This is a genomic window from Salmonella sp. SAL00672 (genome assembly GCF_046552175.1).
GTDB classification, from domain to species: domain Bacteria; phylum Pseudomonadota; class Gammaproteobacteria; order Enterobacterales; family Enterobacteriaceae; genus Salmonella; species Salmonella enterica.
On sequence record NZ_JBGDUQ010000001.1, the window covers coordinates 780,333 to 802,818 of the forward strand.

Annotated in this window: 20 protein-coding genes; 5 read left to right on the plus strand and 15 right to left on the minus strand. The window is 54.2% G+C overall.

Annotated features, from left to right (window positions below):
* The first annotated feature begins 10 nt into the window (after positions 1 to 10).
* Genes ACLJTG_RS04045 through cmoB form a run of 3 tightly spaced genes read left to right on the plus strand, consistent with a single transcriptional unit; the run spans position 11 to position 2,158 of the window.
* Positions 11 to 406 (plus strand): MAPEG family protein, encoded by a 396-nt coding sequence (locus tag ACLJTG_RS04045; protein ID WP_000252975.1) that lies wholly within the window; start codon positions 11 to 13, stop codon positions 404 to 406.
* 40 nt (positions 407 to 446) lie between these two features.
* Positions 447 to 1,190, plus strand: a complete 744-nt coding sequence (gene cmoA / locus ACLJTG_RS04050; RefSeq protein ID WP_000019607.1) for a carboxy-S-adenosyl-L-methionine synthase CmoA — start codon at positions 447 to 449, stop codon at positions 1,188 to 1,190.
* The gene (gene cmoB, locus ACLJTG_RS04055; protein ID WP_021000436.1) at positions 1,187 to 2,158 is read left to right on the plus strand and encodes a tRNA 5-methoxyuridine(34)/uridine 5-oxyacetic acid(34) synthase CmoB; all 972 of its coding nucleotides are present in this window, start codon (positions 1,187 to 1,189) and stop codon (positions 2,156 to 2,158) included. Before cmoA ends, cmoB begins: the two co-directional genes overlap by 4 nt.
* 235 nt (positions 2,159 to 2,393) lie before the next feature.
* Here cmoB and cutC read toward each other — a convergent pair whose 3' ends face one another.
* A complete protein-coding gene (gene cutC, locus ACLJTG_RS04060) occupies positions 2,394 to 3,140 on the minus strand; it encodes a copper homeostasis protein CutC (protein ID WP_001185768.1) in 747 nt (248 codons plus the stop codon).
* 19 nt (positions 3,141 to 3,159) lie between these two features.
* Positions 3,160 to 3,729: a VOC family protein gene (locus tag ACLJTG_RS04065; protein ID WP_000024794.1), complete on the minus strand. Its 570-nt coding sequence runs from the start codon at positions 3,727 to 3,729 to the stop codon at positions 3,160 to 3,162.
* A 236-nt stretch (positions 3,730 to 3,965) separates the two neighbouring features.
* On the opposite strand from ACLJTG_RS04065, the gene argS reads away from it, so the two are divergent.
* Both argS and mrdA read left to right on the plus strand, forming a co-directional pair.
* Entirely contained in the window at positions 3,966 to 5,699 is a 1,734-nt protein-coding gene (gene argS / locus ACLJTG_RS04070; RefSeq protein ID WP_001025360.1) for an arginine--tRNA ligase, read from the plus strand.
* Between the two features lie 188 nt (positions 5,700 to 5,887).
* Complete coding sequence (gene mrdA / locus ACLJTG_RS04075) at positions 5,888 to 7,759, plus strand: penicillin-binding protein 2 (protein ID WP_000142857.1); 1,872 nt, start codon at positions 5,888 to 5,890, stop codon at positions 7,757 to 7,759.
* 53 nt (positions 7,760 to 7,812) lie between these two features.
* Here the strand turns inward: mrdA and ACLJTG_RS04080 are convergent, their stop codons facing one another.
* The 13 genes from ACLJTG_RS04080 to motA form a co-directional block, all read right to left on the minus strand.
* Positions 7,813 to 8,952, minus strand: a complete 1,140-nt coding sequence (locus ACLJTG_RS04080; protein WP_000989909.1) for a glycoside hydrolase family 105 protein — start codon at positions 8,950 to 8,952, stop codon at positions 7,813 to 7,815.
* Positions 8,953 to 9,188: 236 nt separating this feature from the next.
* Positions 9,189 to 9,581 carry a flagellar protein FlhE gene (gene flhe / locus ACLJTG_RS04085; RefSeq protein WP_001233619.1) on the minus strand — a complete coding sequence of 131 codons (393 nt, stop codon included), beginning with the start codon at positions 9,579 to 9,581 and terminating at the stop codon, positions 9,189 to 9,191.
* On the minus strand, positions 9,581 to 11,659 hold the full coding sequence (gene flhA, locus ACLJTG_RS04090) for a flagellar biosynthesis protein FlhA (protein WP_000002386.1): 2,079 nt from the start codon (positions 11,657 to 11,659) through the stop codon (positions 9,581 to 9,583). Before flhA ends, flhe begins: the two co-directional genes overlap by 1 nt.
* Positions 11,652 to 12,803 carry a flagellar biosynthesis protein FlhB gene (flhB, locus tag ACLJTG_RS04095; RefSeq protein ID WP_000797089.1) on the minus strand — a complete coding sequence of 384 codons (1,152 nt, stop codon included), beginning with the start codon at positions 12,801 to 12,803 and terminating at the stop codon, positions 11,652 to 11,654. The genes flhA and flhB overlap by 8 nt, the downstream gene beginning before the upstream one ends.
* A gap of 193 nt (positions 12,804 to 12,996) precedes the next feature.
* Positions 12,997 to 13,641 (minus strand): protein phosphatase CheZ, encoded by a 645-nt coding sequence (gene cheZ, locus ACLJTG_RS04100; protein ID WP_000983585.1) that lies wholly within the window; start codon positions 13,639 to 13,641, stop codon positions 12,997 to 12,999.
* Positions 13,642 to 13,651: 10 nt separating this feature from the next.
* Positions 13,652 to 14,041, minus strand: coding sequence for a chemotaxis response regulator CheY (gene cheY / locus ACLJTG_RS04105; RefSeq protein WP_000763861.1), 390 nt, complete (start codon positions 14,039 to 14,041; stop codon positions 13,652 to 13,654).
* A gap of 17 nt (positions 14,042 to 14,058) precedes the next feature.
* A complete protein-coding gene (cheB, locus tag ACLJTG_RS04110; protein ID WP_000036389.1) occupies positions 14,059 to 15,108 on the minus strand; it encodes a protein-glutamate methylesterase/protein glutamine deamidase in 1,050 nt (349 codons plus the stop codon).
* The gene (cheR, locus tag ACLJTG_RS04115) at positions 15,105 to 15,971 is read right to left on the minus strand and encodes a protein-glutamate O-methyltransferase CheR (protein WP_000204362.1); all 867 of its coding nucleotides are present in this window, start codon (positions 15,969 to 15,971) and stop codon (positions 15,105 to 15,107) included. The genes cheB and cheR overlap by 4 nt, the downstream gene beginning before the upstream one ends.
* Positions 15,972 to 16,124: 153 nt before the next feature.
* Positions 16,125 to 17,786, minus strand: coding sequence for a methyl-accepting chemotaxis protein II (gene tar, locus ACLJTG_RS04120; RefSeq protein ID WP_000483275.1), 1,662 nt, complete (start codon positions 17,784 to 17,786; stop codon positions 16,125 to 16,127).
* 236 nt (positions 17,787 to 18,022) lie between these two features.
* On the minus strand, positions 18,023 to 18,526 hold the full coding sequence (gene cheW, locus ACLJTG_RS04125; protein WP_000147295.1) for a chemotaxis protein CheW: 504 nt from the start codon (positions 18,524 to 18,526) through the stop codon (positions 18,023 to 18,025).
* Positions 18,527 to 18,546: 20 nt separating this feature from the next.
* Positions 18,547 to 20,562, minus strand: a complete 2,016-nt coding sequence (gene cheA / locus ACLJTG_RS04130; protein ID WP_000061314.1) for a chemotaxis protein CheA — start codon at positions 20,560 to 20,562, stop codon at positions 18,547 to 18,549.
* Between the two features lie 4 nt (positions 20,563 to 20,566).
* Positions 20,567 to 21,496, minus strand: a complete 930-nt coding sequence (motB, locus tag ACLJTG_RS04135) for a flagellar motor protein MotB (RefSeq protein ID WP_000795653.1) — start codon at positions 21,494 to 21,496, stop codon at positions 20,567 to 20,569.
* Positions 21,493 to 22,380, minus strand: a complete 888-nt coding sequence (motA, locus tag ACLJTG_RS04140) for a flagellar motor stator protein MotA (RefSeq protein ID WP_000906312.1) — start codon at positions 22,378 to 22,380, stop codon at positions 21,493 to 21,495. The genes motB and motA overlap by 4 nt, the downstream gene beginning before the upstream one ends.
* Positions 22,381 to 22,486: the final 106 nt, after the last annotated feature.

Sequence of the window (22,486 nt, forward strand, 5' to 3'; positions counted from 1 at the left end):
GGGAGTTTGTATGGTAAGCGCGCTGTATGCCGTTTTGGGTGCGTTATTATTAATGAAGTTCTCTTTTAATGTCGTTCGCTTGCGAATGCAGTACCGTGTCGCCTATGGCGACGGCGGTTTTAGCGAATTACAAAGCGCCATCCGTATTCATGGCAACGCGGTGGAATATATTCCTGTCGCGCTGGTGCTGCTGCTGTTTATGGAAATGAACGGCGCCGAAACGTGGATGGTGCATATCTGCGGCATCATTTTAATCGCCGGTCGGCTGATGCATTATTACGGTTTTCACCACCGCCTGTTCCGCTGGCGGCGGGCGGGGATGAGCGCTACCTGGTGCGCATTGTTGCTGATGGTGCTGGCAAACCTGTGGTATATGCCCTGGGAGTTGGTTTTCTCCCTGTATTAGCGCACAATATGCGCCTTTATTTTTCCCGGATGTATACGTTATGTCTCACCGCGACACGCTTTTTTCTGCGCCTATCGCCCGTCTCGGCGACTGGACTTTTGATGAACGAGTAGCCGAAGTTTTCCCCGACATGATTCAGCGTTCGGTACCAGGCTACTCCAACATCATCTCCATGATCGGCATGTTAGCTGAACGCTTTGTGCAGCCGAACACGCAGGTCTACGATCTGGGCTGCTCGCTGGGCGCCGCGACGCTGTCTGTTCGGCGTAATATCCGCCATGAGCATTGTCGCATTATCGCCGTCGATAACTCCCCGGCCATGATTGAACGCTGCCGCCGCCATATTGATGCGTATAAAGCGCCTACGCCGGTTGAAGTCGTTGAAGGCGATATCCGCGATATCACTATTGAAAACGCCTCGATGGTGGTGCTGAATTTTACCCTGCAATTCCTTGAACCTGCCGAACGCCAGGCATTGCTGGATAAGATTTACCTGGGGTTGAATCCCGGCGGCGCGCTGGTACTGTCGGAAAAATTTAGCTTTGAAGACGCGAAAGTGGGCGAGCTGTTATTCAACATGCACCACGATTTTAAACGCGCGAATGGGTACAGCGAACTGGAGATCAGCCAGAAGCGCAGTATGCTGGAAAACGTGATGCTCACCGACTCGGTGGAAACACATAAAGCGCGCCTGCGTAAGGCGGGTTTCGAACATAGTGAACTGTGGTTCCAGTGCTTTAACTTCGGGTCGCTTGTCGCGTTAAAAGCCGGAGTTGCCGCATGATCGAGTTTGGTAACTTTTATCAGCTCATTGCTAAAAATCATCTCTCCCACTGGCTGGAAACATTGCCCGCGCAGATTGCCGCCTGGCAACGCGAGCAGCAGCATGGCTTGTTTAAACAGTGGTCGAACGCGGTAGAATTTTTACCGGAAATTACGCCCTGGCGGCTGGATTTACTGCACAGCGTCACGGCGGAAAGCGAAACGCCGCTCAGCGAAGGTCAGCTAAAGCGTATTGATACATTGTTGCGTAATCTGATGCCGTGGCGTAAAGGCCCGTTCTCGCTTTATGGCGTAGATATTGATACCGAATGGCGCTCCGACTGGAAGTGGGATCGCGTACTGCCGCATCTGTCAGATTTAACCGGCCGGACGATCCTTGATGTCGGCTGCGGCAGCGGCTATCACCTGTGGCGGATGATTGGCGCGGGCGCACATCTGGCGGTCGGCATCGATCCTACACAGCTTTTCCTCTGCCAGTTTGAGGCGGTGCGTAAACTGTTGGGTAACGATCAGCGCGCGCATCTGCTGCCGTTGGGCATTGAACAACTCCCGGCGCTGAAAGCATTTGATACCGTCTTCTCGATGGGGGTGCTTTATCACCGTCGCTCGCCGCTGGAGCATCTGTGGCAGTTAAAAGATCAGTTGGTCAACGAGGGTGAACTGGTACTGGAAACGCTGGTCGTCGACGGCGACGAAAATACCGTACTGGTGCCGGGTGACCGCTACGCGCAGATGCGTAACGTCTATTTTATTCCTTCCGCGCCGGCATTAAAAAAATGGCTGGAAAAATGCGGCTTTATTGATGTGCGTATCGCCGATGTCTGCGTCACTACCACCGAAGAGCAACGCCGTACCGAATGGATGGTTACCGAGTCGCTGGCCGATTTCCTCGACCCGAACGATCGCAGCAAGACGGTGGAAGGCTATCCCGCCCCGCAGCGCGCGATGCTGATTGCGCGTAAACCGTGATGGATTACCGAATGACCGTTACGTATAGCACCGTTTCTCCAAAATAGTTCAAGTTGCAGCAAGGCGGCAACGCAGCAAATCCCCGGGAACGTAGGTAGCTACGTGACCGGGGTGCGCGAGGCGGCCAACGCTGCTGCGGCTTGAAATATGAAGGAGAAAAAAAGGCCCCTGTTGAATTGGCAGGGGCCTGGTACGAGCAAGCATCATATTGGGCGACATGATGCAACGGTAAAAATCATTTGGCCTGATGGCGAACAATGATTCCTTTCATTTCAGCGACCGCCGCACCCTCTACCCTATAGCGAGAATACTCGTCCGCCTGTATATCGGCAGACATCGATAACCCCTGATTGCGATAGCGCATCGGCGAAGGCAGTAAGACTCCGGCGGAACTGTGTACTTCCCGTACTCCGGCATCGAGGAAATTCTGCAGGTTATTTGCACGAACCCCCGCACCAGCCATAATGATTGGAGCATCCCCCTGGGCAATAAGTTCCATAATTATTGATAAACCTTGCGCCGCATCGGCTTTTTGTCCGGAAGTCAGTACTCTTGCTACGCCTGCGTCAGCCAGATTCTTTAGCGCATTGAAGGGATTAGCGCACATATCGAAGGCGCGGTGGAATGTCACCGCCAGCGGCCCGGCCGCCGCCATTATTTTTTCCATTCGCGACATATCGACATCCCCATCAACGGTCAACACGCCAGTAACCAGCCCGGGAAAACCCAACTCTCTGACGAGGCGAATATCTTCCAGCATGGCGGCAAATTCGCCGTCAGTGTAATAAAAATCCCCGCCGCGAGGACGAATAATCGGATGTACGGGAATCGTAATATGCTCGCGTACGCTGCGTAAGACGCCGAAAGAAGGCGTAAGCCCCCCTTCTTTCGGCGCGGCGCACAGTTCGATACGATCCGCACCGTTTCGCTGCGCGGTGAGCGCGCATTCCATGCTGTAACAACAGATCTCAAGTAACGCCATATTCACTCCGCTCGGCAGGTTAATGGGCCGCCTGTTCGCTGGCGACAATCGCTTCAATCGACCATGGATGAAATTTTACCGTGATGCGGCCATCGGTCACGGCCAGCGTAGGGTTTGGCAAACGTTCATGCTCGCCCTGTGGCGAACTGGTTTTAACCACTATCCCCGGCTGACTAAGCCCCTCATCCGACAACAACGCCAGGGCCCTCGCGTTCAAGGTCTCCGGCTCGCCGGGCAGCACGATTTCAATATGCTCCCACCCCTCGTGTGGATAGCGTTTTTCTCCCGGCCACGGTAATTCGATAACAGAAAACCGCCAGTGTTCCACACATACCGGTTCATGCAGTTTAAACAGACAAATCGGCCTGCCGTTGATGATATTTTCCGACAGTAGCTCACCGCATTGTTCAAAACCGCGACGCCAACGCTCCGCCGTCGTATTCTGGTGACAGCGCAATGAAATGTGATCGGCCTCAAGGGCGCTAATCTGCAGACCAAGGCGAGTGGAAAGTTCTCTGAACGCCAGAGTGAATCGCGGTAAATCTGCGGAAATATCATGCAGTTCATCAATGTGTTGCCAGTTCGCCATATCAGGACGCTCTTCTTGCTGTGAAAACCGCTAATTTACGCTGTTGCGCCCCGGCAACCAACCTTTGATTTGATTGGGCGTTTATTGAATGCTTATGCAGATTATTGTTGCGTATATTTCAGGCGACGCGCCGCGCGCGCAATGCTGACGCCAACGGGCATTTGCAGTATACTCCCGCCCTAATTCTTAAACTGGCGCGGGCAATACAGTCCGCTTCATAAACGTAAGGTATTCCGGTGAATATTCAGGCTCTTCTCTCAGAAAAAGTTAGTCAGGCCATGATTGCTGCAGGCGCGCCTGCAGATTGCGAGCCCCAGGTTCGTCAGTCAGCCAAAGTTCAGTTCGGCGACTATCAGGCCAACGGCATGATGGCAGTTGCGAAAAAACTGGGTATGGCCCCCCGACAACTTGCAGAGCAGGTGCTGACTCATCTGGATCTCAGCGGCATCGCCAGCAAGGTTGAAATCGCCGGCCCTGGCTTTATCAATATTTTCCTCGAACCGGCTTTTCTCGCTGAACAGGTGCAACAGGCGCTGGCCTCCGATCGTCTGGGCGTTTCTCAGCCGACTCGTCAGACGATTGTCGTCGACTACTCCGCGCCCAACGTCGCGAAAGAGATGCACGTCGGTCATCTACGCTCCACGATTATCGGCGATGCGGCAGTGCGCACGCTGGAGTTTCTGGGCCATCATGTTATTCGCGCTAACCACGTCGGCGACTGGGGCACCCAGTTCGGTATGCTTATCGCCTGGCTGGAAAAACAGCAGCAGGAAAACGCGGGCGACATGGCGCTGGCGGATCTCGAAGGATTCTACCGCGATGCGAAAAAGCATTATGACGAAGATGAAGCGTTTGCCGAGCGCGCGCGTAACTACGTCGTCAAATTGCAGAGCGGTGATACCTATTTCCGTGAGATGTGGCGTAAGCTGGTTGATATCACGATGACGCAAAACCAGATCACCTATGATCGTCTGAACGTCACTCTGACGCGTGACGATGTGATGGGCGAAAGTCTGTATAATCCGATGCTGCCGGGCATCGTCGCCGATCTGAAAGCCAAAGGCCTGGCGGTTGAAAGCGAAGGCGCAACGGTGGTTTTCCTTGATGAGTTTAAAAACAAGGAAGGCGACCCGATGGGCGTCATTATTCAGAAGAAAGATGGCGGTTATCTGTATACCACTACCGATATCGCCTGCGCCAAATACCGTTACGAAACGCTGCACGCCGACCGCGTGCTCTACTACATTGACTCCCGTCAGCACCAGCACCTGATGCAGGCCTGGACCATTGTGCGTAAAGCCGGTTATGTGCCGGATTCCGTTCCGCTGGAACATCACATGTTCGGCATGATGTTGGGTAAAGACGGTAAACCGTTTAAAACTCGCGCGGGCGGTACGGTGAAACTGGCGGACCTGCTGGATGAGGCGCTGGAGCGCGCGCGTCGTCTGGTGGCGGAGAAGAACCCGGATATGCCGGCTGACGAGCTGGAAAAACTGGCTAACGCCGTCGGTATTGGCGCGGTGAAATACGCCGATCTGTCAAAAAACCGCACCACTGACTATATCTTCGACTGGGATAATATGTTGGCTTTCGAAGGCAATACCGCTCCTTATATGCAGTATGCCTATACGCGTGTGCTGTCTGTTTTCCGCAAAGCGGATATCGACGAACAGGCGCTGGCGAGCGCGCCGGTTATCATTAGCGAAGATCGCGAAGCGCAGCTCGCCGCCCGTCTGCTGCAGTTTGAAGAAACCCTGACGGTGGTCGCGCGTGAAGGTACGCCGCACGTCATGTGCGCGTATCTGTATGACGTCGCCGGGCTGTTCTCCGGCTTCTACGAGCACTGCCCTATTCTCAGCGCCGAGAATGACGCGGTTCGCAATAGCCGCTTAAAACTGGCGCAACTGACGGCGAAGACGCTGAAACTGGGTCTGGATACGTTGGGTATCGAAACCGTAGAACGCATGTAAACGCGCCGTCGTTAACATCATCAGGCCTGACTCCGGGTAACGGACTCAGGCCTTTTTATTGCCACAGCGGTATATCTGTAACAAATCACAAGGAATGACACATTTCTATAGAGAGATGGAACATCTTTTACCTGTGCTGGCGCTGACCGCCCCGTATCATTAGGCGGCGGATTGTTCAGGTACAGGTAATGACTTTTAAAGACTTTGATGCGGAAGAGAAACTCTTCCTGAGACGTGTGATTGTGGCGTTTGGTGTAGTGGTTGTCTGCTTTGGTATCCTGATCTTCAACCTCTATAACTTGCAAATCCGCCAGCACCACTACTACACCACCCGTTCGAATGAGAACGATATCAAGATGCTACCCGTCGCGCCCACGCGCGGCATCATTTACGATCGCAACGGCATTCCGCTGGTGCGTAACGTAACCTGGTATGATATCGCGGTTACGCCCTATAAAATTGCCGATATGGATGCGCTGCTAAAACAGCTCACCCCTATTGTTGATCTCTCCCCCGATGATATCGCCGACTTTCGCCATGCGCTAAAATCCAGTAGCCGCTATCGTCCGGTGGTGCTCAAAAACGCGCTAACGGATGTTGAAATCGCACGCTTTGCGGTCAATCAGTTTCATTTCAACGGCGTCACGATCAATAGCTATCAGGATCGGCAGTATCCTTACGGCGCGGAGCTGGCGCATGTTCTCGGTTACGTGTCAAAGATAAACGATAACGACCTTAAAGCGCTGGATAAAAAAGGGCTGGCAGAGAATTACGCGGCGGACCATAACATCGGTAAACAGGGGATTGAGCGTTACTACGAAAACGATCTTCATGGCAAAACCGGTTATCAGGAGGTCGAGGTGGATAATCACGGGCGTATTGTCCGCCTGCTGAAAGACGTTCCTCCCATCGCGGGTAAGAACATTCACCTGACGCTGGATCTCCATTTACAAGAGTACATTGAAAGTTTGCTGGCCGGGCAGCGTGCTGCCGTACTGGTTGAAGATCCGCACGATGGTTCAGTGCTGGCGATGGTATCTATGCCCAGCTACGACCCGAACCCCTTTGTAAAAGGCATTAGCTATCAGGATTACGGCAAACTGCTGCACGATAAAAATCTGCCGCTGATCAACCGCGTGACGCAAGGGCTTTATCCCCCGGCGTCAACGGTTAAACCCTATATGGCAATGTCCGCGCTGTTATGCGGGATTATTACGCCGCAAACCACCTTCTTTGGCGCGCCAACCTGGACGCTTCCCGGCACGCAGCGGCATTACCGGGACTGGAAAAAAACCGGACACGGTATGCTGGATGTCACTAAAGCGATTGAGGAATCTGCGGATACCTTTTTCTATCAGGTCGCTTATATGATGGGTATTGACCGTATCGACACGATGTTGTCTCAGTTCGGCTATGGCAAACCGACGGGCATCGACCTTAATGAAGAATATGACGGGCTGCTTCCCAGCCGCGCATGGAAACAGCGGGTCCATAAAAAAGCCTGGTATCAGGGCGATACCATTTCTGTCGGCATCGGCCAGGGTTACTGGATTGCCACCCCCATCCAGATGGTAAAAGCGATGGTGGCGCTCATCAACAACGGTAAGGTGATTGCCCCTCACCTGTTACTCAATGAAGAGAGCGGCAAAACGGTGGTTCCGTATCGCCCTTCAGGAACACCGGCACAGATAGCCGATCCGGCGTCGCCATACTGGGGACTGGTGCGTCAGGCGATGTATGGCATGGCGAATGCACCCAACGGAACGGGCTATAAGTTCTTTCACACCGCGCCCTACGGCATTGCGGCCAAAAGCGGCACGTCGCAGGTGTTTAGCCTGAAAGAAAATCAGACCTACAACGCGAAAATGATCCCCATTCGCCTGCGCGATCATGTGTTTTATACCGCTTTTGCACCGTATAAAAACCCTAAGGTCGCTATTGCCTTGATTCTGGAAAACGGCGGAAGCGACGGCGTTACCGCCGCGCCCATCATGCGAAAAATCCTTGACCACCTGTTTGATCCACAGGCTGATACCACACAGTCGGGTCAGGCGCCATAGTCAAATAAGCAAAGCGCCATCAGACAAGGATACGACCGGAATATCCGCATACATCAGAAATAGTTACGCAGATATTCCGTCAAACACAGCATAGCCATCGCCTGCCCGTAAGGCATAGAGGTCAACGGAATATGACGGTAAAAATCGAGATCGTGGCCCATGCCAGTGCCAAATGACGTTTGCAGCAGTTCGCCTTCCGGCGAGATATGTTTCACTATCCCCCGAATGGCTTTTTCCGCCACCTGCGCATAGTGCCGCCCGACATAGCGTTTGCGCACCGCTTTAAGAATACCGTAGGCAAAACCCGCCGTCGCCGACGCCTCAAGATAAGAGTGCGGATCGTCAAGCAGCGTATGCCACAAACCGCTTTCATCCTGACATTTCGCCAGCGCGGCGATCTGCGCATTCAGTACCTGGACCAGATAACGGCGCACAGCATTATTTTCCGGCAAGTCCAGCAGTTCAAGAAAATCCGGGATCACAATGGTCAGCCAACTGTTGCCGCGCGCCCAGCGAGCGTTAGCGAAGTTATGATGACCGTCATAGCTCCAGCCGTGGAACCACAGCCCCGTCTCTTTATCCATCAAATTCTGCACGTGCAGCAGGAACTGATAGGTTGCCTCTTCCACATATTCCGGCCGGTTCAACAGTTTACCGATTTTCGCCAGCGGCAGCACCGTCATCATTAGCGTGTCGTCCCACATCTGCTGATGATTTTCCTCCGCCAGCGTGATGTGCTGCATTCCGCCGTGATCGGTACGGGGCATTTCATTCATCGCCCATTCGGCCCACGTTTCCAGCCACGGTAAATACGCTGGATTACGCGTCTCTTCATAGCGATACGCCAGCGTTAAAAATGGCGCCATCGTATTAACGTTTTTCGTCGTCGCGCCTTCCGCAAAACGATCGGCAAACCAGTCATCAATGATCTTACGCATCGTCTGGTCGCCGGTCTGTTGGTAATAGTGATACATTCCGTACAGGCCCACGCCGTGCGTCCACTCCCATCCGGCCCAGCCTTTAGTATCGATCACGCGTCCATCGTCCAGTCGCAATAAAAATTCGCCTGTCTCATCTTTAATATTGACCAGGTTATGCGTCACCTTTTGCACCAGGGCTTTTAGTTCATCTCTGGCGATAAAATGCTCAGGCTGACGCAATAGCGGACTGTGTTTGACTGGATAAACCATCATTTGCTTAACCTCTGTGTAATGTCGAATTCAGTGCTGCGTGCAGTTTTACCGCCGACGCAGTCGATTCGCTACAGTAAAAGCTAAGCTGGGCGGAAACCTTTTTGTTTCTGCCATTGCCAGAGCGTAAATGGCAAAAACGCAAAGAGTCCGGCAACCTACCTCACCATTTTATAAAACAGCGTTTCTATTTATTCAAAAAGAGAGTCAGGTCTGCTACCTGGCAAAGAAAGGGGCGGTTAGCGGTAGTTCACAATCACCTGATTGCTCCGCACTTTTAACGCCGGGATAAGTCGGCCGCCGCCGGGGACTTCCCAGACAAAGCGGAGCGGCTCGACTGCGGGAACATGAGCAAAACCGTGGGTCGTGCCACTCTGACCATCAAGTTCTACGCAACGGGACTGGGAACATAAACGTACCCGTAAGCCCGCGGGAGTCGGGCCATTCAGTTCATAACGCCAGGCGACCAGCGTCATCACACCGGAAACCGGCTGGCGCGCCGACAATGGCGAAGACGATGCGGAAACACCCCGGTAATTTAAGGTTACACCCATACCGCTATCCTGCCACGCGCCTTCGCCTGCGGCCTGAACCGTCAGGGGAAAGAGCAACAACGCCAGCCATTTACGCATTATTTTCCTCCAATGGTCGCCGTCATGCGGATATGACGGTTATCGGAAAGCTCAAGGTTCGACAACACCACCAGCTGCGGTAAACTGCGCCGCAAAAAGCGGGACAATAATGGACGTAGCGCATGGTTAACCAGTAATACCGGCGGCGCGCCAAGCATCTCCTGGCGAGAAAGCGCCTCTTGCGTCTGCGCCAGCAGGCGATCCGCCAACCCAGGCTCAAGACCGCCGCCGCCCTGCAATGCCTGAAGCAGCAAACGCTCCAGCGCGGTATCCAGGCCAATCACCTGCACTTCTTCATTACCGGGGAACCACTGTTGCGTAATCGCTCGTCCTAATGCCACGCGTACCACGGCGGTTAATTCATGCGGATCGCTTTGTAACGGCGCATGTTCCGCCAGCGTTTCCAGAATGGTGCGCATATCGCGAATAGGGACTTTTTCCGCCAGTAAGTTTTGCAGGACTTTGTGTAAAGTCGTGAGGGTCACGACGCCGGGGACCAGATCTTCCGTGAGTTTAGGCATCTCCTGAGAGACACGATCCAACAGTTGCTGCGCTTCCTGGCGGCCAAACAGTTCGGCGGAGAATTGGCCAATCAAGTGGTTAAGGTGCGTCGCCACAACGGTACTGGCTTCAACGACGGTAAAGCCCTGAATTTGCGCCTGCTCTTTCAGGGCGCTTTCAATCCAGATGGCATCAAGGCCAAAAGCTGGATCGACGGTTTTCTCGCCCGGTAGCGTTCCCGCCGCCGTGCCGGGGTTAATAGCCAGCCAGCGTCCCGGATAGGCGTCCCCGCTGCCGATCTCTACCCCTTTCATCAAAATACGGTAGCGCGCAGGCTGTAAATCCATATTGTCGCGAATATGGACCACCGGCGGCAGGAACCCCATATCCTGCGCGAATTTTTTACGAATACTGCGAATACGTCCGAGCAATTCGCCATCCTGTTGAAAATCCACCATCGGGATCAGGCGGTAGCCCACTTCCATTCCCAGTGAATCCTCAAGCTGTACGTCATTCCAGGTGGCTTCGACCACCGAGTTATTTTCCGGCATTTTTACCGGCTGCGGCTCCTCCGGCGCTTTTTCTTCACGCCCGCGCAGCCACCATGCCAGGCCGAGCAAAGCGGCGGTAAAAAGTAAAAATACCAGGTTAGGCATTCCTGGCACCATGCCAAGCAGCCCCAGCACCGCCGCCGCCAGCAGCATCACCCTTGGATTACTGAACAGTTGGCCAACCATCTGCTCGCCTACATCCTGATCGGTACTGACGCGGGTCACAATGACGCCCGCCGCCGTGGAGATAACCAGCGCCGGGATCTGGGCGACCAGGCCGTCGCCAATGGTCAGCAGAGTGTAGCTTTCCGCCGCGCTGCCTATGCTCATTCCGTGCTGCAATACGCCGACCAGCAGCCCGCCGACCACGTTAATGACCATGATGAGAATACCGGCGATGGCGTCGCCGCGTACAAATTTACTTGCCCCGTCCATCGAGCCGTAGAAGTCGGCTTCCTGAGTGACTTCCGAACGCCGTTTTTTGGCCTCGTCTTCACCAATCAGACCGGCATTAAGATCGGCGTCAATCGCCATTTGCTTACCGGGCATACCGTCCAGCACAAAGCGCGCGCCGACTTCGGCAATACGTCCGGCACCTTTGGTGATGACCATGAAGTTGATAATGACGAGGATGATAAAAACCACAATCCCGATCGCGAAGTTACCGCCGACCAGGAAATGACCGAACGCCTCTACCACCTTTCCCGCCGCCGCCGCGCCGGTATGCCCTTCCATCAAAATAATGCGCGTTGAGGCAACGTTAAGCGCCAGACGCAGTAGCGTGGTAAACAGCAGGATGGTCGGAAACGCGGCAAAATCCAGAGTACGCTGGGTAAACATCGCCACCAGCAGCACCATGATCGATAGCGCAATATTAAAGGTAAACAATAAGTCGAGGATAAAAGCAGGTAGCGGCAGCACCATCATCGACAAAATCAGCAGAATGAGGATCGGCCCGGCAAGAATTTGCCATTGCGTCGATTTCAGGTTGCTGGGCAGGCGCAGCATCGCGACCAGATTAGCCATCAGTATTCTTCTCGTTCATAAAATCCAGCGCTTCTGGCACCGGAAGGTTCTCAGGTTGTGGAGGACGTTGCCCGCCCGCAAGCCGCCAGCGTTTAAGCTGCCAGACCCAGGCCAACACTTCCGCAACGGCAGCATATAACTGCCCGGGAATTTGCTGACCGATTTCGGCGTGGCGATATAATGCCCGCGCCAGCGGCGGCGCTTCTAAAGTGGGAACCCGATGTTCAGCGCCGATCTCGCGAATGCGCAGCGCTATTAATCCAGCCCCCTTCGCGACCACTTTCGGCGCGCTCATTTTGTTTTCGTCATACTGCAGCGCCACGGAATAGTGCGTCGGGTTAGTGACAATGACGTCCGCTTTCGGCACATCTTCCATCATGCGGCGCTGCGCGGCGGCGCGTTGCATCTGGCGAATTTTGCCCTTAACATGCGGATCGCCTTCGCTCTCTTTAAATTCGTCGCGAATGTCCTGCCGCGACATGCGTAATTTTTTCAGGTGGCTAAAGATCTGGAAAAACACGTCAAATCCCACCATCGGAATCACGCCCAGTACCACCAGTAACGCGCAGAGTCCAACCAGATCCAGCGCATTCCCCATTGCGACGATCGGCGACTCCGCCATCAGGCGCATCATTTGTGGCCAGTGATACCAGAGATAAAAGCCGGTAACGCAGCCGACCAGCGTGGATTTCAACACCGCTTTTAGCAGTTCCGCGCCGGTCTGCGCCGAAAACATGCGCTTAATTCCCGGCAGCGGGTTTAATTTAGAAAATTTTGGCTGTAGCGACTTACCGCTAAAAATCAGGCCGCCAAGCATAACCGGCGAGATAAGCGCCACCAGCACCACGCCCGCGATGAGCGGTAGCAACGCCATCATCGCCGCTTTAATCAGCAAAATTATCTGCCCCAGGATCAGGTTAGGATCGTTCACCATACGGTGATCGAAGTGCAGGCCTGCTGAGAGCATTCCCGCCAGTTGCCGCGCTAACGACTCGCCGCCGAACCAAATAATACAAACGCCCACCAGCAATATCAGCAGTGAGGTCAGTTCTCTGGAACGGGGGATCTGCCCTTCTTCCCGCGCTTTTTCAAGTCGGTGGGGTGTGGGGGCTTCTGTTTTGTCGTCGTCGCTCTCTTCTGCCACGCAGCAAACCCTGGATAGATTGATAAGCGAGAATGATGCCAGAACCGCTTTACGCCAATGGGCAGAGTAAGCGGTAAAAAAGGCGGGGTTTATGGCGTTAATAGAGATAGCCGGATACGATAAGAAAGTCTCGTATCCGGCCGGGTTGACGGATTCGGACCCGATAAGCGCCGCGCCATCAGGTCAAAAAAGCTTAAAAGCCAAGACTGTCCAGCAGGTCGTCCACCTGATCCTGACTGGCGACGACGCCAGCTTTCGAGGTATCCACCTGCGGGCCGTTGAGCAAGCTTTCGTTCTCGCGTTTTGGTCGCGCGCTCTGTTCCGGGATGTTTTCCAGCAGCACCATTAACAACTGGCGCTCAATCTCCTGAATCACGTCCATCATGCGTTTGATCACCTGACCCGTCAGATCCTGGAAATCCTGCGCCATCATGATGTCCAGCAGTTGCGCGTTAGTAAAACTAGTATGGCCCGGGACATCCCTGAGAAACTGGCGCGTATCCGTCACCAGTTCACGGGCGTCGGCAAGCTCGATCGGATTGTCAAACCACTCGTCCCAACGTTGGGTTAGCGCTTTCGCCTCTTTTTCCATCGCATCCTGATGCGGCTGCGAGGCTTCGACACTGTTTAGCGCGCGTTCCGCCGCCTGCGCCGTCATCTGGACGACGTAATCCAGACGGTCGCGCGCATCAGGGATCGCCTCCGCCGCTTCGGCAATCGCCTGGTCCAGCCCCAGTTCACGCAGGCTGTCGCGCAGCATTCGGGTCAGACTACCGATGCGCGCAATGATGTCTCCTGCTGAGCCTTCATCAGCAGGCTTGATAGATGGTTGCATCATCATCGCATCCTCACATGCCCAGTTTCTCAAAGATTTTGTTGAGCTTCTCTTCCAGAGTCGCTGCGGTGAACGGTTTTACGACATAACCGCTGGCGCCAGCCTGTGCGGCGGCGATAATATTCTCTTTTTTGGCTTCCGCCGTGACCATCAACACGGGTAACGCCGACATGGCGCTATCGGCGCGAATGGTTTTCAGCAGCTCCAGGCCATCCATGTTCGGCATGTTCCAGTCGGAGATAATAAAACCAAAGCCGCCCGCCTGGAGCTTGTTCAGCGCATCGACGCCGTCTTCGGCCTCTTCCACATTGTTAAATCCAAGCTCTTTTAAGAGGTTGCGCACGATACGACGCATGGTCGAAAAGTCATCCACAACCAAAAATTTAAGCTCTTTATCCGCCATAAAATACTACTCCTGGTTCAAATACGTATCGCCTGTCCGGCACTGATTTTCGCCAGCATCTGCTGGCTTACCTGGCTAAGATCGACCACTTCGCTTACGCCACCCATATTGATGGCCTCGCGCGGCATGCCGAACACCACACAACTTGCTTCGTTTTGCGCAATGGTCCAGGCGCCAGCCTGGTACATCGCTAACATTCCAGCGGCGCCATCGTTGCCCATCCCCGTAAGAATGACGCCTACGGCGTTGCGCCCCGCGTGTTTCGCCACCGAATGAAACAGCACATCCACGGAAGGCCGATGCCGGTTTACCGGCGGGCCATCATGAATTTTGATTTGATAATTCGCCCCGCTACGCGCCAGCTCCATATGCTTGTCGCCGGGCGCAATGTAGGCATGACCTGGCAATACGCGTTCGCCGTCCTCGGCCTCCTTAACGCTGATTTGACAGAGTTTATTCAGGCGCTCGGCAAACGAGCGGGTAAAGCCAGGCGGCATATGCTGCGTAATAATCACTGCCGGACTGGAAAGCGGCAGCGGTTGCAGCACATGTCGGATAGCTTCAGTACCGCCCGTTGAAGCGCCGATAGCAATCAGTTTTTCCGAACTGAGCAGCGGACCGGCTTTTAAGGTTGCCGGGGCCGCCATCGGTTTATGTGCGGCGATGCGGGCCCGCGCGGCGGTACGCACTTTTTCGGCGATCATCTCGCTATACGCCAGCATACCTTCACGAATACCAAGCTGCGGTTTGGTGACAAAATCGATGGCCCCCAACTCCAGCGCCCGTAGCGTCACTTCGGAACCTTTCCCGGTCAGCGAAGAGACCATCACCACCGGCATCGGTCGCAGGCGCATCAGTTTTTCCAGAAAATCGAGGCCGTCCATACGCGGCATCTCAACGTCCAGGGTCAATACGTCCGGATTAAATTTTTTGATGAGATCCCTGGCGACCAACGGGTCCGGCGCAGTCGCCACCATCTCCATATCGCTATGGCTATTAATAATTTCAGTCATGATTTGGCGCATTAGCGCGGAATCATCAACTGACAATACCCTGATTTTACTCATGCTTTATCCTTACTTAGCGCATACACCGTCTGTCCGCGCAGGCTAAACTCGCGCACGAGGTTGCTAAAGTTTTCTGAGTGACCGGCAAACAACAGTCCGTCAGGTTTAAGGAGTGGAACAAAACGGCGCAGAATGTCCTCCTGAGTCGTTTTATCAAAATAGATCATGACGTTACGGCAAAAAATCGCGTCAAAGGGACCGGGTACGTTGTACTGCTTTTCCAACAAATTAACGGAGGAAAATTCAACATAATTGGCCAGTTCCTGACGCACGCGCACCAGTCCTTCATGCGGCCCCGTACCGCGCATGAAGTAACGTTGTAGCTGCTGCGGCGATAACGTTTTCAGTTCGCTGAGGCGATAAATACCGCTTCTCGCTTTTTCCAGCACTTCAGTATCAATATCGCTGGCGAATACTTTCCAGCGACCGGGGGCCATCCCCAACGCATCCGCCAGCGTAATGGCGATACTGTAAGGTTCTTCTCCTGTCGATGCCGCCGCACTCCAGACGCGATACTCGCCGTGGCGGCGACGCGCATGTTCCGCAAGGATGGGAAAATGGTGCGCCTCGCGAAAAAAAGCGGTCAGGTTGGTAGTCAGAGCGTTGATAAAAGCCTGCCACTCAGCGCTGTTTTGATTAGCCTCCAGCATACTGAGATAACGGCCAAAATCATCCAGTCCCAGGGCACGCAGCCGACGGACCAGGCGGTTATAAACCATATCCCGCTTATGGTCGGCCAGCACGATCCCTGCGCGCTGGTAGATTAATTGACATATCCGACGAAAATGCGCGTCGGACAGCGCGAGGCGCTGTGTCATCTGTAACAATACTGACGTTTGCCCGGAGGGCAGAGATGATGTCATAGCGCCTTCTTAATCACATTCAAAGTACAACGGGCGCGCCCTGCGGCAGCGCCATGCTTCCCGTATTACACATTTTTTGCTTTTATCTATGCGAACCAGACGAAATGTATCGGCGGGTTCGCAAATTAATCGAGAACCGACAGCGCACGTCGATCAGAAGGTTTCCCAGTTCGCATCATCCCCGGCGGCTACTGACCGCGGCGTATTGCCGGACTGAGCGTCCACTGACAAACGCATCTCAGGTTTATTTGCCACCAGCGGTCGCGATGCCAGGCGGAAAGCCGATACCGCCTGGGTCAGACGGCTGGCCTGCTCTTCCAGCGCGGCGGCGGCCGCTGCGGATTCCTGAACCAGCGAGGCGTTCTGTTGCGTTACGCGATCCATTTCGGAAACGGCCAAAGCGACCTGATCGATACCCCGGCTTTGCTCATCCGAGGCGGAGGCGATTTCGCCCATGATATCCGTGACGCGCGTAACGGCATTGACGATGTCAGTCATGGTTTCCCCGGCGCTTTCCACCAGCACAGAACCGGTATCGACACGCGAGACGGAATCTTCAATCAACGCTTTTATTTCTTTCGCCGCCTGGGCGCTGCGGCTGGCCAGATTACGCACCTCGCCTGCCACGACCGCAAAACCGCGCCCCTGCTCTCCCGCGCGCGCCGCTTCTACCGCCGCGTTCAGCGCCAGAATGTTAGTCTGGAAGGCAATACCGTCGATAACGCTGATAATGTCAGCGATTTTTTTCGAACTGTCGGCAATTTCGTGCATGGTGTTTACTACGCCGTCGACCACTTTGCCGCCATGGCGTGCGGTCTCGGAGGCGCTTTGCGCCAGTTGCGAAGCCTGACGGGCGTTATCGGCGTTTTGCTTCACGGTGGCCGTCAGTTGTTCCATGCTGGCAGCCGTCTCCTCCAGAGCGGAGGCCTGCTGTTCGGTACGGGAAGAGAGGTCGGTATTACCGGCGGCAATTTCACTGGTGCCGGAATAAATCGCATCCGAACCTTCACGAACCTGCGTCACGGTGTCAATCAGCGAGCGTTGCATATGTTCAACCGTTCCCGCCAGTTCGCCAATTTCATTACGTCCTGAGACGGTGAGCGTTTTCGTCAGATCGCCGCTGGCAATTTCACGGATATGAGTAATCACTCGCGCTAATGGGTTAAGCAGGGCATGACGAATGCCGAACCAAACCACCATCAAAATCAGCACCAGCACGACCGCAAGAACCCCCAGTTGCCATTGCGCAAAACGGTAGTCATGAGCGCTTTGATCAAATGTCTGGCGGTACAGGTTTTCGCTCACCCGGGCGTAATTGCCCAGCGCCTCGCCCAACGCGTTTTGCATTCCCTGGGTTGGCTGGGCGAAGTAGGCATCCATATTGCCATTGTCCAGAAACTGAATAAGTTCGGCTAATGCGGCCTGATAGCGCTGATATTTTTCATCGACGTTCGCGCTGGCCTCCGCCATCGCTGGCAATGGCGTCATGTTTTTGAAATTGGCGTAGTGCGCCGCCGCCTGAGCGAGGGTCGTTTTTGCATTCTGGAGTAAATCCGTTTTGGCGCTGCTCTGCTGGTTAGAAGCGTCCATCATCATGCGTGCGGCGGAGCGGCTCAAGTTAATGCGCGTTTGCAGCATTAAGTCCCATGTCGACGTGAGTTCGCTTTGTTGCTGGCGTAATTCGTTAGAAATAACAAAACCTTGCTGGTTATGCTGTAATGAAGAAAACAGCAAACCACCGGAAACAAGCTGTAGCAGTGCGAAAACCCCCAGCACCATCATCAGCATTGTGACAACGCGGATACGGTTAAACATAAGGCACCTTCCTGATAACGAGTTATCAACGTTATCGGCACCTGCGGTGATAACTTTACTTTTGCAAAAAGGAAATACGCTGTTCCGGAAGACGACATTGCCAATGACAGTGTCGCAGCGGCGATGCCGGCGCAAAATGCAGGGGCTGGGCGCGGGCGATGAAGAGGCACTCTCACCGCTGGCGGAAGCATAACGGTGAATATTGCCGGATGGCGCGACGCCATCCGGCAACGTTATTACGCGACGTGTGATGCTGCGATATCCAGCAGCGCCATCTCTTCGCTGTTAAGCAGTTTTTCGATATTCACCAGAATCAGCATACGCTCGCCGAGCGCGCCCAATCCCGTCAAATATTCTGTTGACAAGGTCACGGCAAATTCTGGCGCCGGACGGATCTGTTCCGCCGTTAACGACAGTACGTCAGACACGCCGTCTACCACTATCCCGACGACGCGTTGCCCCAGATTCAGTACGATCACTACCGTATTGTCATCGTACTCTACGTCGCCTTCGCAGAATTTCACGCGCAGATCGACAATGGGGACAATCACGCCGCGCAGGTTAGTCACCCCTTTTATAAAGGCCGGTGTATTGGCGATGCGCGTCACCTGGTCATAGCCACGGATCTCCTGCACTTTCAGGATATCGATGCCGTACTCTTCATTTCCCAGTGTAAACACCAGGAATTCCTGACCTGACGGCTCGCCGGCCAGTTTGCTTACATTACTCATACCGGTCATATTATTCCCTTCTCACTCAATCAGGCGGCTGTGATCGCCATACGTTGTTCGCGGTTTAAACCCTGCAATGCGGAAACATCAACAATCAGCGCGACGCTGCCGTCGCCCAGGATCGTCGCGGCGGAAATCCCCGGTACCTTGCGATAATTGCTTTCCAGATTTTTGACCACCACCTGGTGCTGACCGATGAGCTGATCGACCAGCAGCGCGTAACGGCGTCCCGCGCTTTGCAGGATCACAACAATGCCCTGCGTGGCTTCGGTTTTCGCCCCGTCCACGTCAAACACTTTCCACAATTCGACCAGCGGCAAATACTCGCCGCGAACTTCCAGAACCCGTTCGCCGCCCGCCAGCGGATGAAGATCCTCTTCACGCGGTTGCAGCGACTCCATCACCGCATTTAACGGCAGGATAAAAACTTCCCCCGCCACGCGAACCGACATCCCATCGAGGATGGCCAGCGTCAGCGGCAGCAGAATACGAATCGTGGTGCCGGAGCCTTGTTTTGACTGGATCTCAACGTGACCGCCCATCTCCTGAATGTTACGTTTCACCACATCCATGCCAACGCCGCGACCGGAGACATCTGTGACCTGTTCCGCAGTTGAGAATCCCGGCGCGAAGATCAACATGCCTACTTCATCGTCGGTCATGTTTTCATTCACCGCCATCCCCTGCGACATGGCCTTCGCCAGGATACGCTCACGGTTAAGCCCCGCGCCGTCATCGGTCACTTCAATACAAATATTCCCGCCCTGATGTTCTGCGGAAAGAATCAGGTTGCCGACAACATTTTTCCCCGCCTCAAGGCGTTTTTCCGGCATTTCAATCCCGTGGTCGAGACTGTTGCGCACCAGGTGCGTCAGCGGGTCGATAATGCGTTCGATCAGGCTTTTATCAAGTTCAGTGGAGCTCCCCACCAGCGTCAGCTCTACCTGCTTGCCCAGTTTGCCCGCTAAATCGCGTACCAGACGCGGGAAACGGCTGAAGACGTACTCCATAGGCATCATACGAATCGACATCACCGACTCTTGTAAGTCGCGGGCGTTACGTTGTAACTGCCCCATACTGGTAATGAGATCGCCGTGGTTTACCGGGTCCAGCTCGTTAGAACGCTGGGCCAACATTGACTGGGTAATCACTAACTCGCCGACCAGGTTTATGAGCTGATCCACTTTCTCTACCGCCACGCGAATGCTGGTGGACTCGCGTTCACGCGCAGGTTTTTCACGCCCCGCATGATGTTCATGGGCCGCGCTTTTGGCGGCTGGCGCAACGACTGCCGGAGGCGCTACCGGCGCTACCTCGGTTTTCTCTTGCGCTTTTTCCACGGGCGCGGCGACCACTTTTTCAAAAGCGATCTGATCGGCCTCGATGACAAAACAGAGCACCGCGACAATGTCATCTTCCGCGACGCTGCCATCCAGAGTTGCCGACAGTGAATCCGCCCCCTTAACGACATCCGTCAGAGTAGCCAGATTACCCAACTCTTCTTCAAGCAGATCGACCTCACTGGCTTTCAACCGTGAAAGTACAATGCGCAGTTTACTCTCGTCACGAGGCGATTCGGTTTCGGCTACGCTCTCTTCCTGGATCGCCGCGCTTAGTGCCGCGGTTTCTACGACCGCCGGCGTGGTTTCGCCTTTCGCCTCCAGCGCCAACTGGCGTAGCGCATTGCAGATATATTCGAAGCTTGCGGCATCCGGCTCTTCGGAGTTTTTATAGGCGTCGAGCTGTTCCTGCATAATATCTTTCGTTTCCAAAAACAGGTTGATAATGTCGGTATTGAGCTGCATTTCACCGCGTCGGGCTTCATCCAGCAGGTTTTCCATTAAATGTGTGGTTTCCTGCAGAATAGTGAAGCCGAATGTGCCCGCGCCGCCTTTAATGGAGTGCGCCGCGCGAAAAATGGCGTTCAGTTGTTCAGCGTCCGGGGATTCCGGCACCAAATCCAGCAGATGCTGCTCCATATCAGCCAACAGCTCGTCAGCTTCATCAAAAAATGTCTGATAAAAATCGCTAATATCCATGCTCACGCTATCACCTCGGTTCCGCTTTTGGCGATGTGGGTACGCTTGCCGGCGGGGCTGCCGCAGGCTGTTGTAATACACTTACCGGCTCATTCTGGCTTTCAGCGTTTTCATGCAAAATGGCCTGTTCCGCCTGTTTGTTTAACACCAGCAGGCTTATACGGCGGTTGATGGCGTCATCAGGACCGCGATCGCTCAGCCGCATCGTGGCGGCCATGCCAACCACCCGTAATACTTTCCCGTTATCCAACCCCCCAGCGACCAGTTCGCGACGCGAGGCATTGGCGCGATCGGCGGATAATTCCCAGTTGCTATAGCCTTTTTCGCCGTTCGCGTAGGGAAAGTCATCGGTATGGCCGGCCAGGCTAATGCGATTAGGTATACCGTTTAACACTGGCGCAATCGCACGCAGGATATCGCGCATATACGGCTCAACTTCGGCGCTGCCGGTTTTAAACATCGGGCGGTTCTGGCTGTCGATAATCTGGATGCGCAACCCCTCCTGAACTAAATCAATTTTCAGATGCGGACGTAACGCGCGCAGTTTGGGATCGGATTCGATCAGTTGATCCAGATCGCCGCGCAGTTTGTTTAAGCGACTCTGCTCCATCCGTTTTTTCAGCTCGTCGATATTCGGCTGCTTTTCCACTTCACCCTGCTGTTGGGTGTAATCATCGCCGCCGCCTGGTATCGGGCTCTCGCTATTGGCAATCCGATTTCCCCCCGTTACCGCGGTGGCCAACGGCGTACGAAAATATTCGGCAATCTGAATTAATTCTTTAGGGCTGGAGATGGAAATCAGCCACATCACCAGAAAAAAAGCCATCATCGCCGTCATAAAATCGGCGTAGGCAATTTTCCAGGAACCGTGCGCCCCGCCGCCGTGCGGTTTGTGCCTGCGGCGTTTTACGACGACAATGGGATGAGCCTGATTTTTCATGCTTCCTCAGTCGTCTGCTGCTGGTTTGGGTTTCTCACTGCGCGAACGTGTTCTTCCAACTCAATAAACGATGGACGCTCACTGGAATAAAGCGTTTTACGTCCAAATTCCACGGCAATCGGCGGCGCATAGCCGTTCAGATTAGACAGCAGTGTGATTTTTACGCACTGCATCATCTTGGTGGTTTCGGCGCTCTTCTGGCGCAAAACGGTCGCTAACGGTGAAATGAATCCATAAGCCAGTAAAATACCGAGGAACGTACCTACCATGGCATGGGCAATCAGCGCCCCCAACTCCGCTGCCGGACGATCGGCTGAAGCCAGAGCGTGAACCACCCCCATTACCGCCGCGACAATACCAAAGGCAGGCAGCGAATCCCCCACCATCGCCAGGCTGTTGGCCGGGACTTCCGCCTCGCTTTCATGGGTTTCAATCTCTTCATCCATCAACGCTTCAATTTCGAACGTATTCATGTTGCCGCTGATGATCAGGCGCAGATAATCGACAATAAAATCAAGCATTACCGCATCGGCCAGAATACGCGGATAACTGGCGAAGATTTCACTCTCTTTCGGATTTTCAATATCGCGTTCAAGGGAGAACATCCCCTGCTGGCGTGATTTGGCCATCAGGCGATAGAGCAACGCCAGCAAATCCATGTACATAGATTTTGTGTATTTCGAACGACGAAATAACAACGGGATCGCTTTCATCGTGCCTTTGATGGCCTTCCCGTTGTTGCCGACAATGAACGCCCCTATCCCCGCGCCGCCAATGATGACCAGTTCAGCAGGTTGATAGAGTGCCCCAAGGTGTCCGCCGGTCATGACATAACCGCCGAAAACTGTACCGATAACCACCAGGTAACCTAATAAGATAAGCACGACATCATCCTTCCGCTGTTGACTATGACAGGATGCGCAGTCGGGCGATTAACGCGAAGGCAAGGCAAAAAAAAGCAGCGGTAATGACTTACCGCTGCTGGAGTGT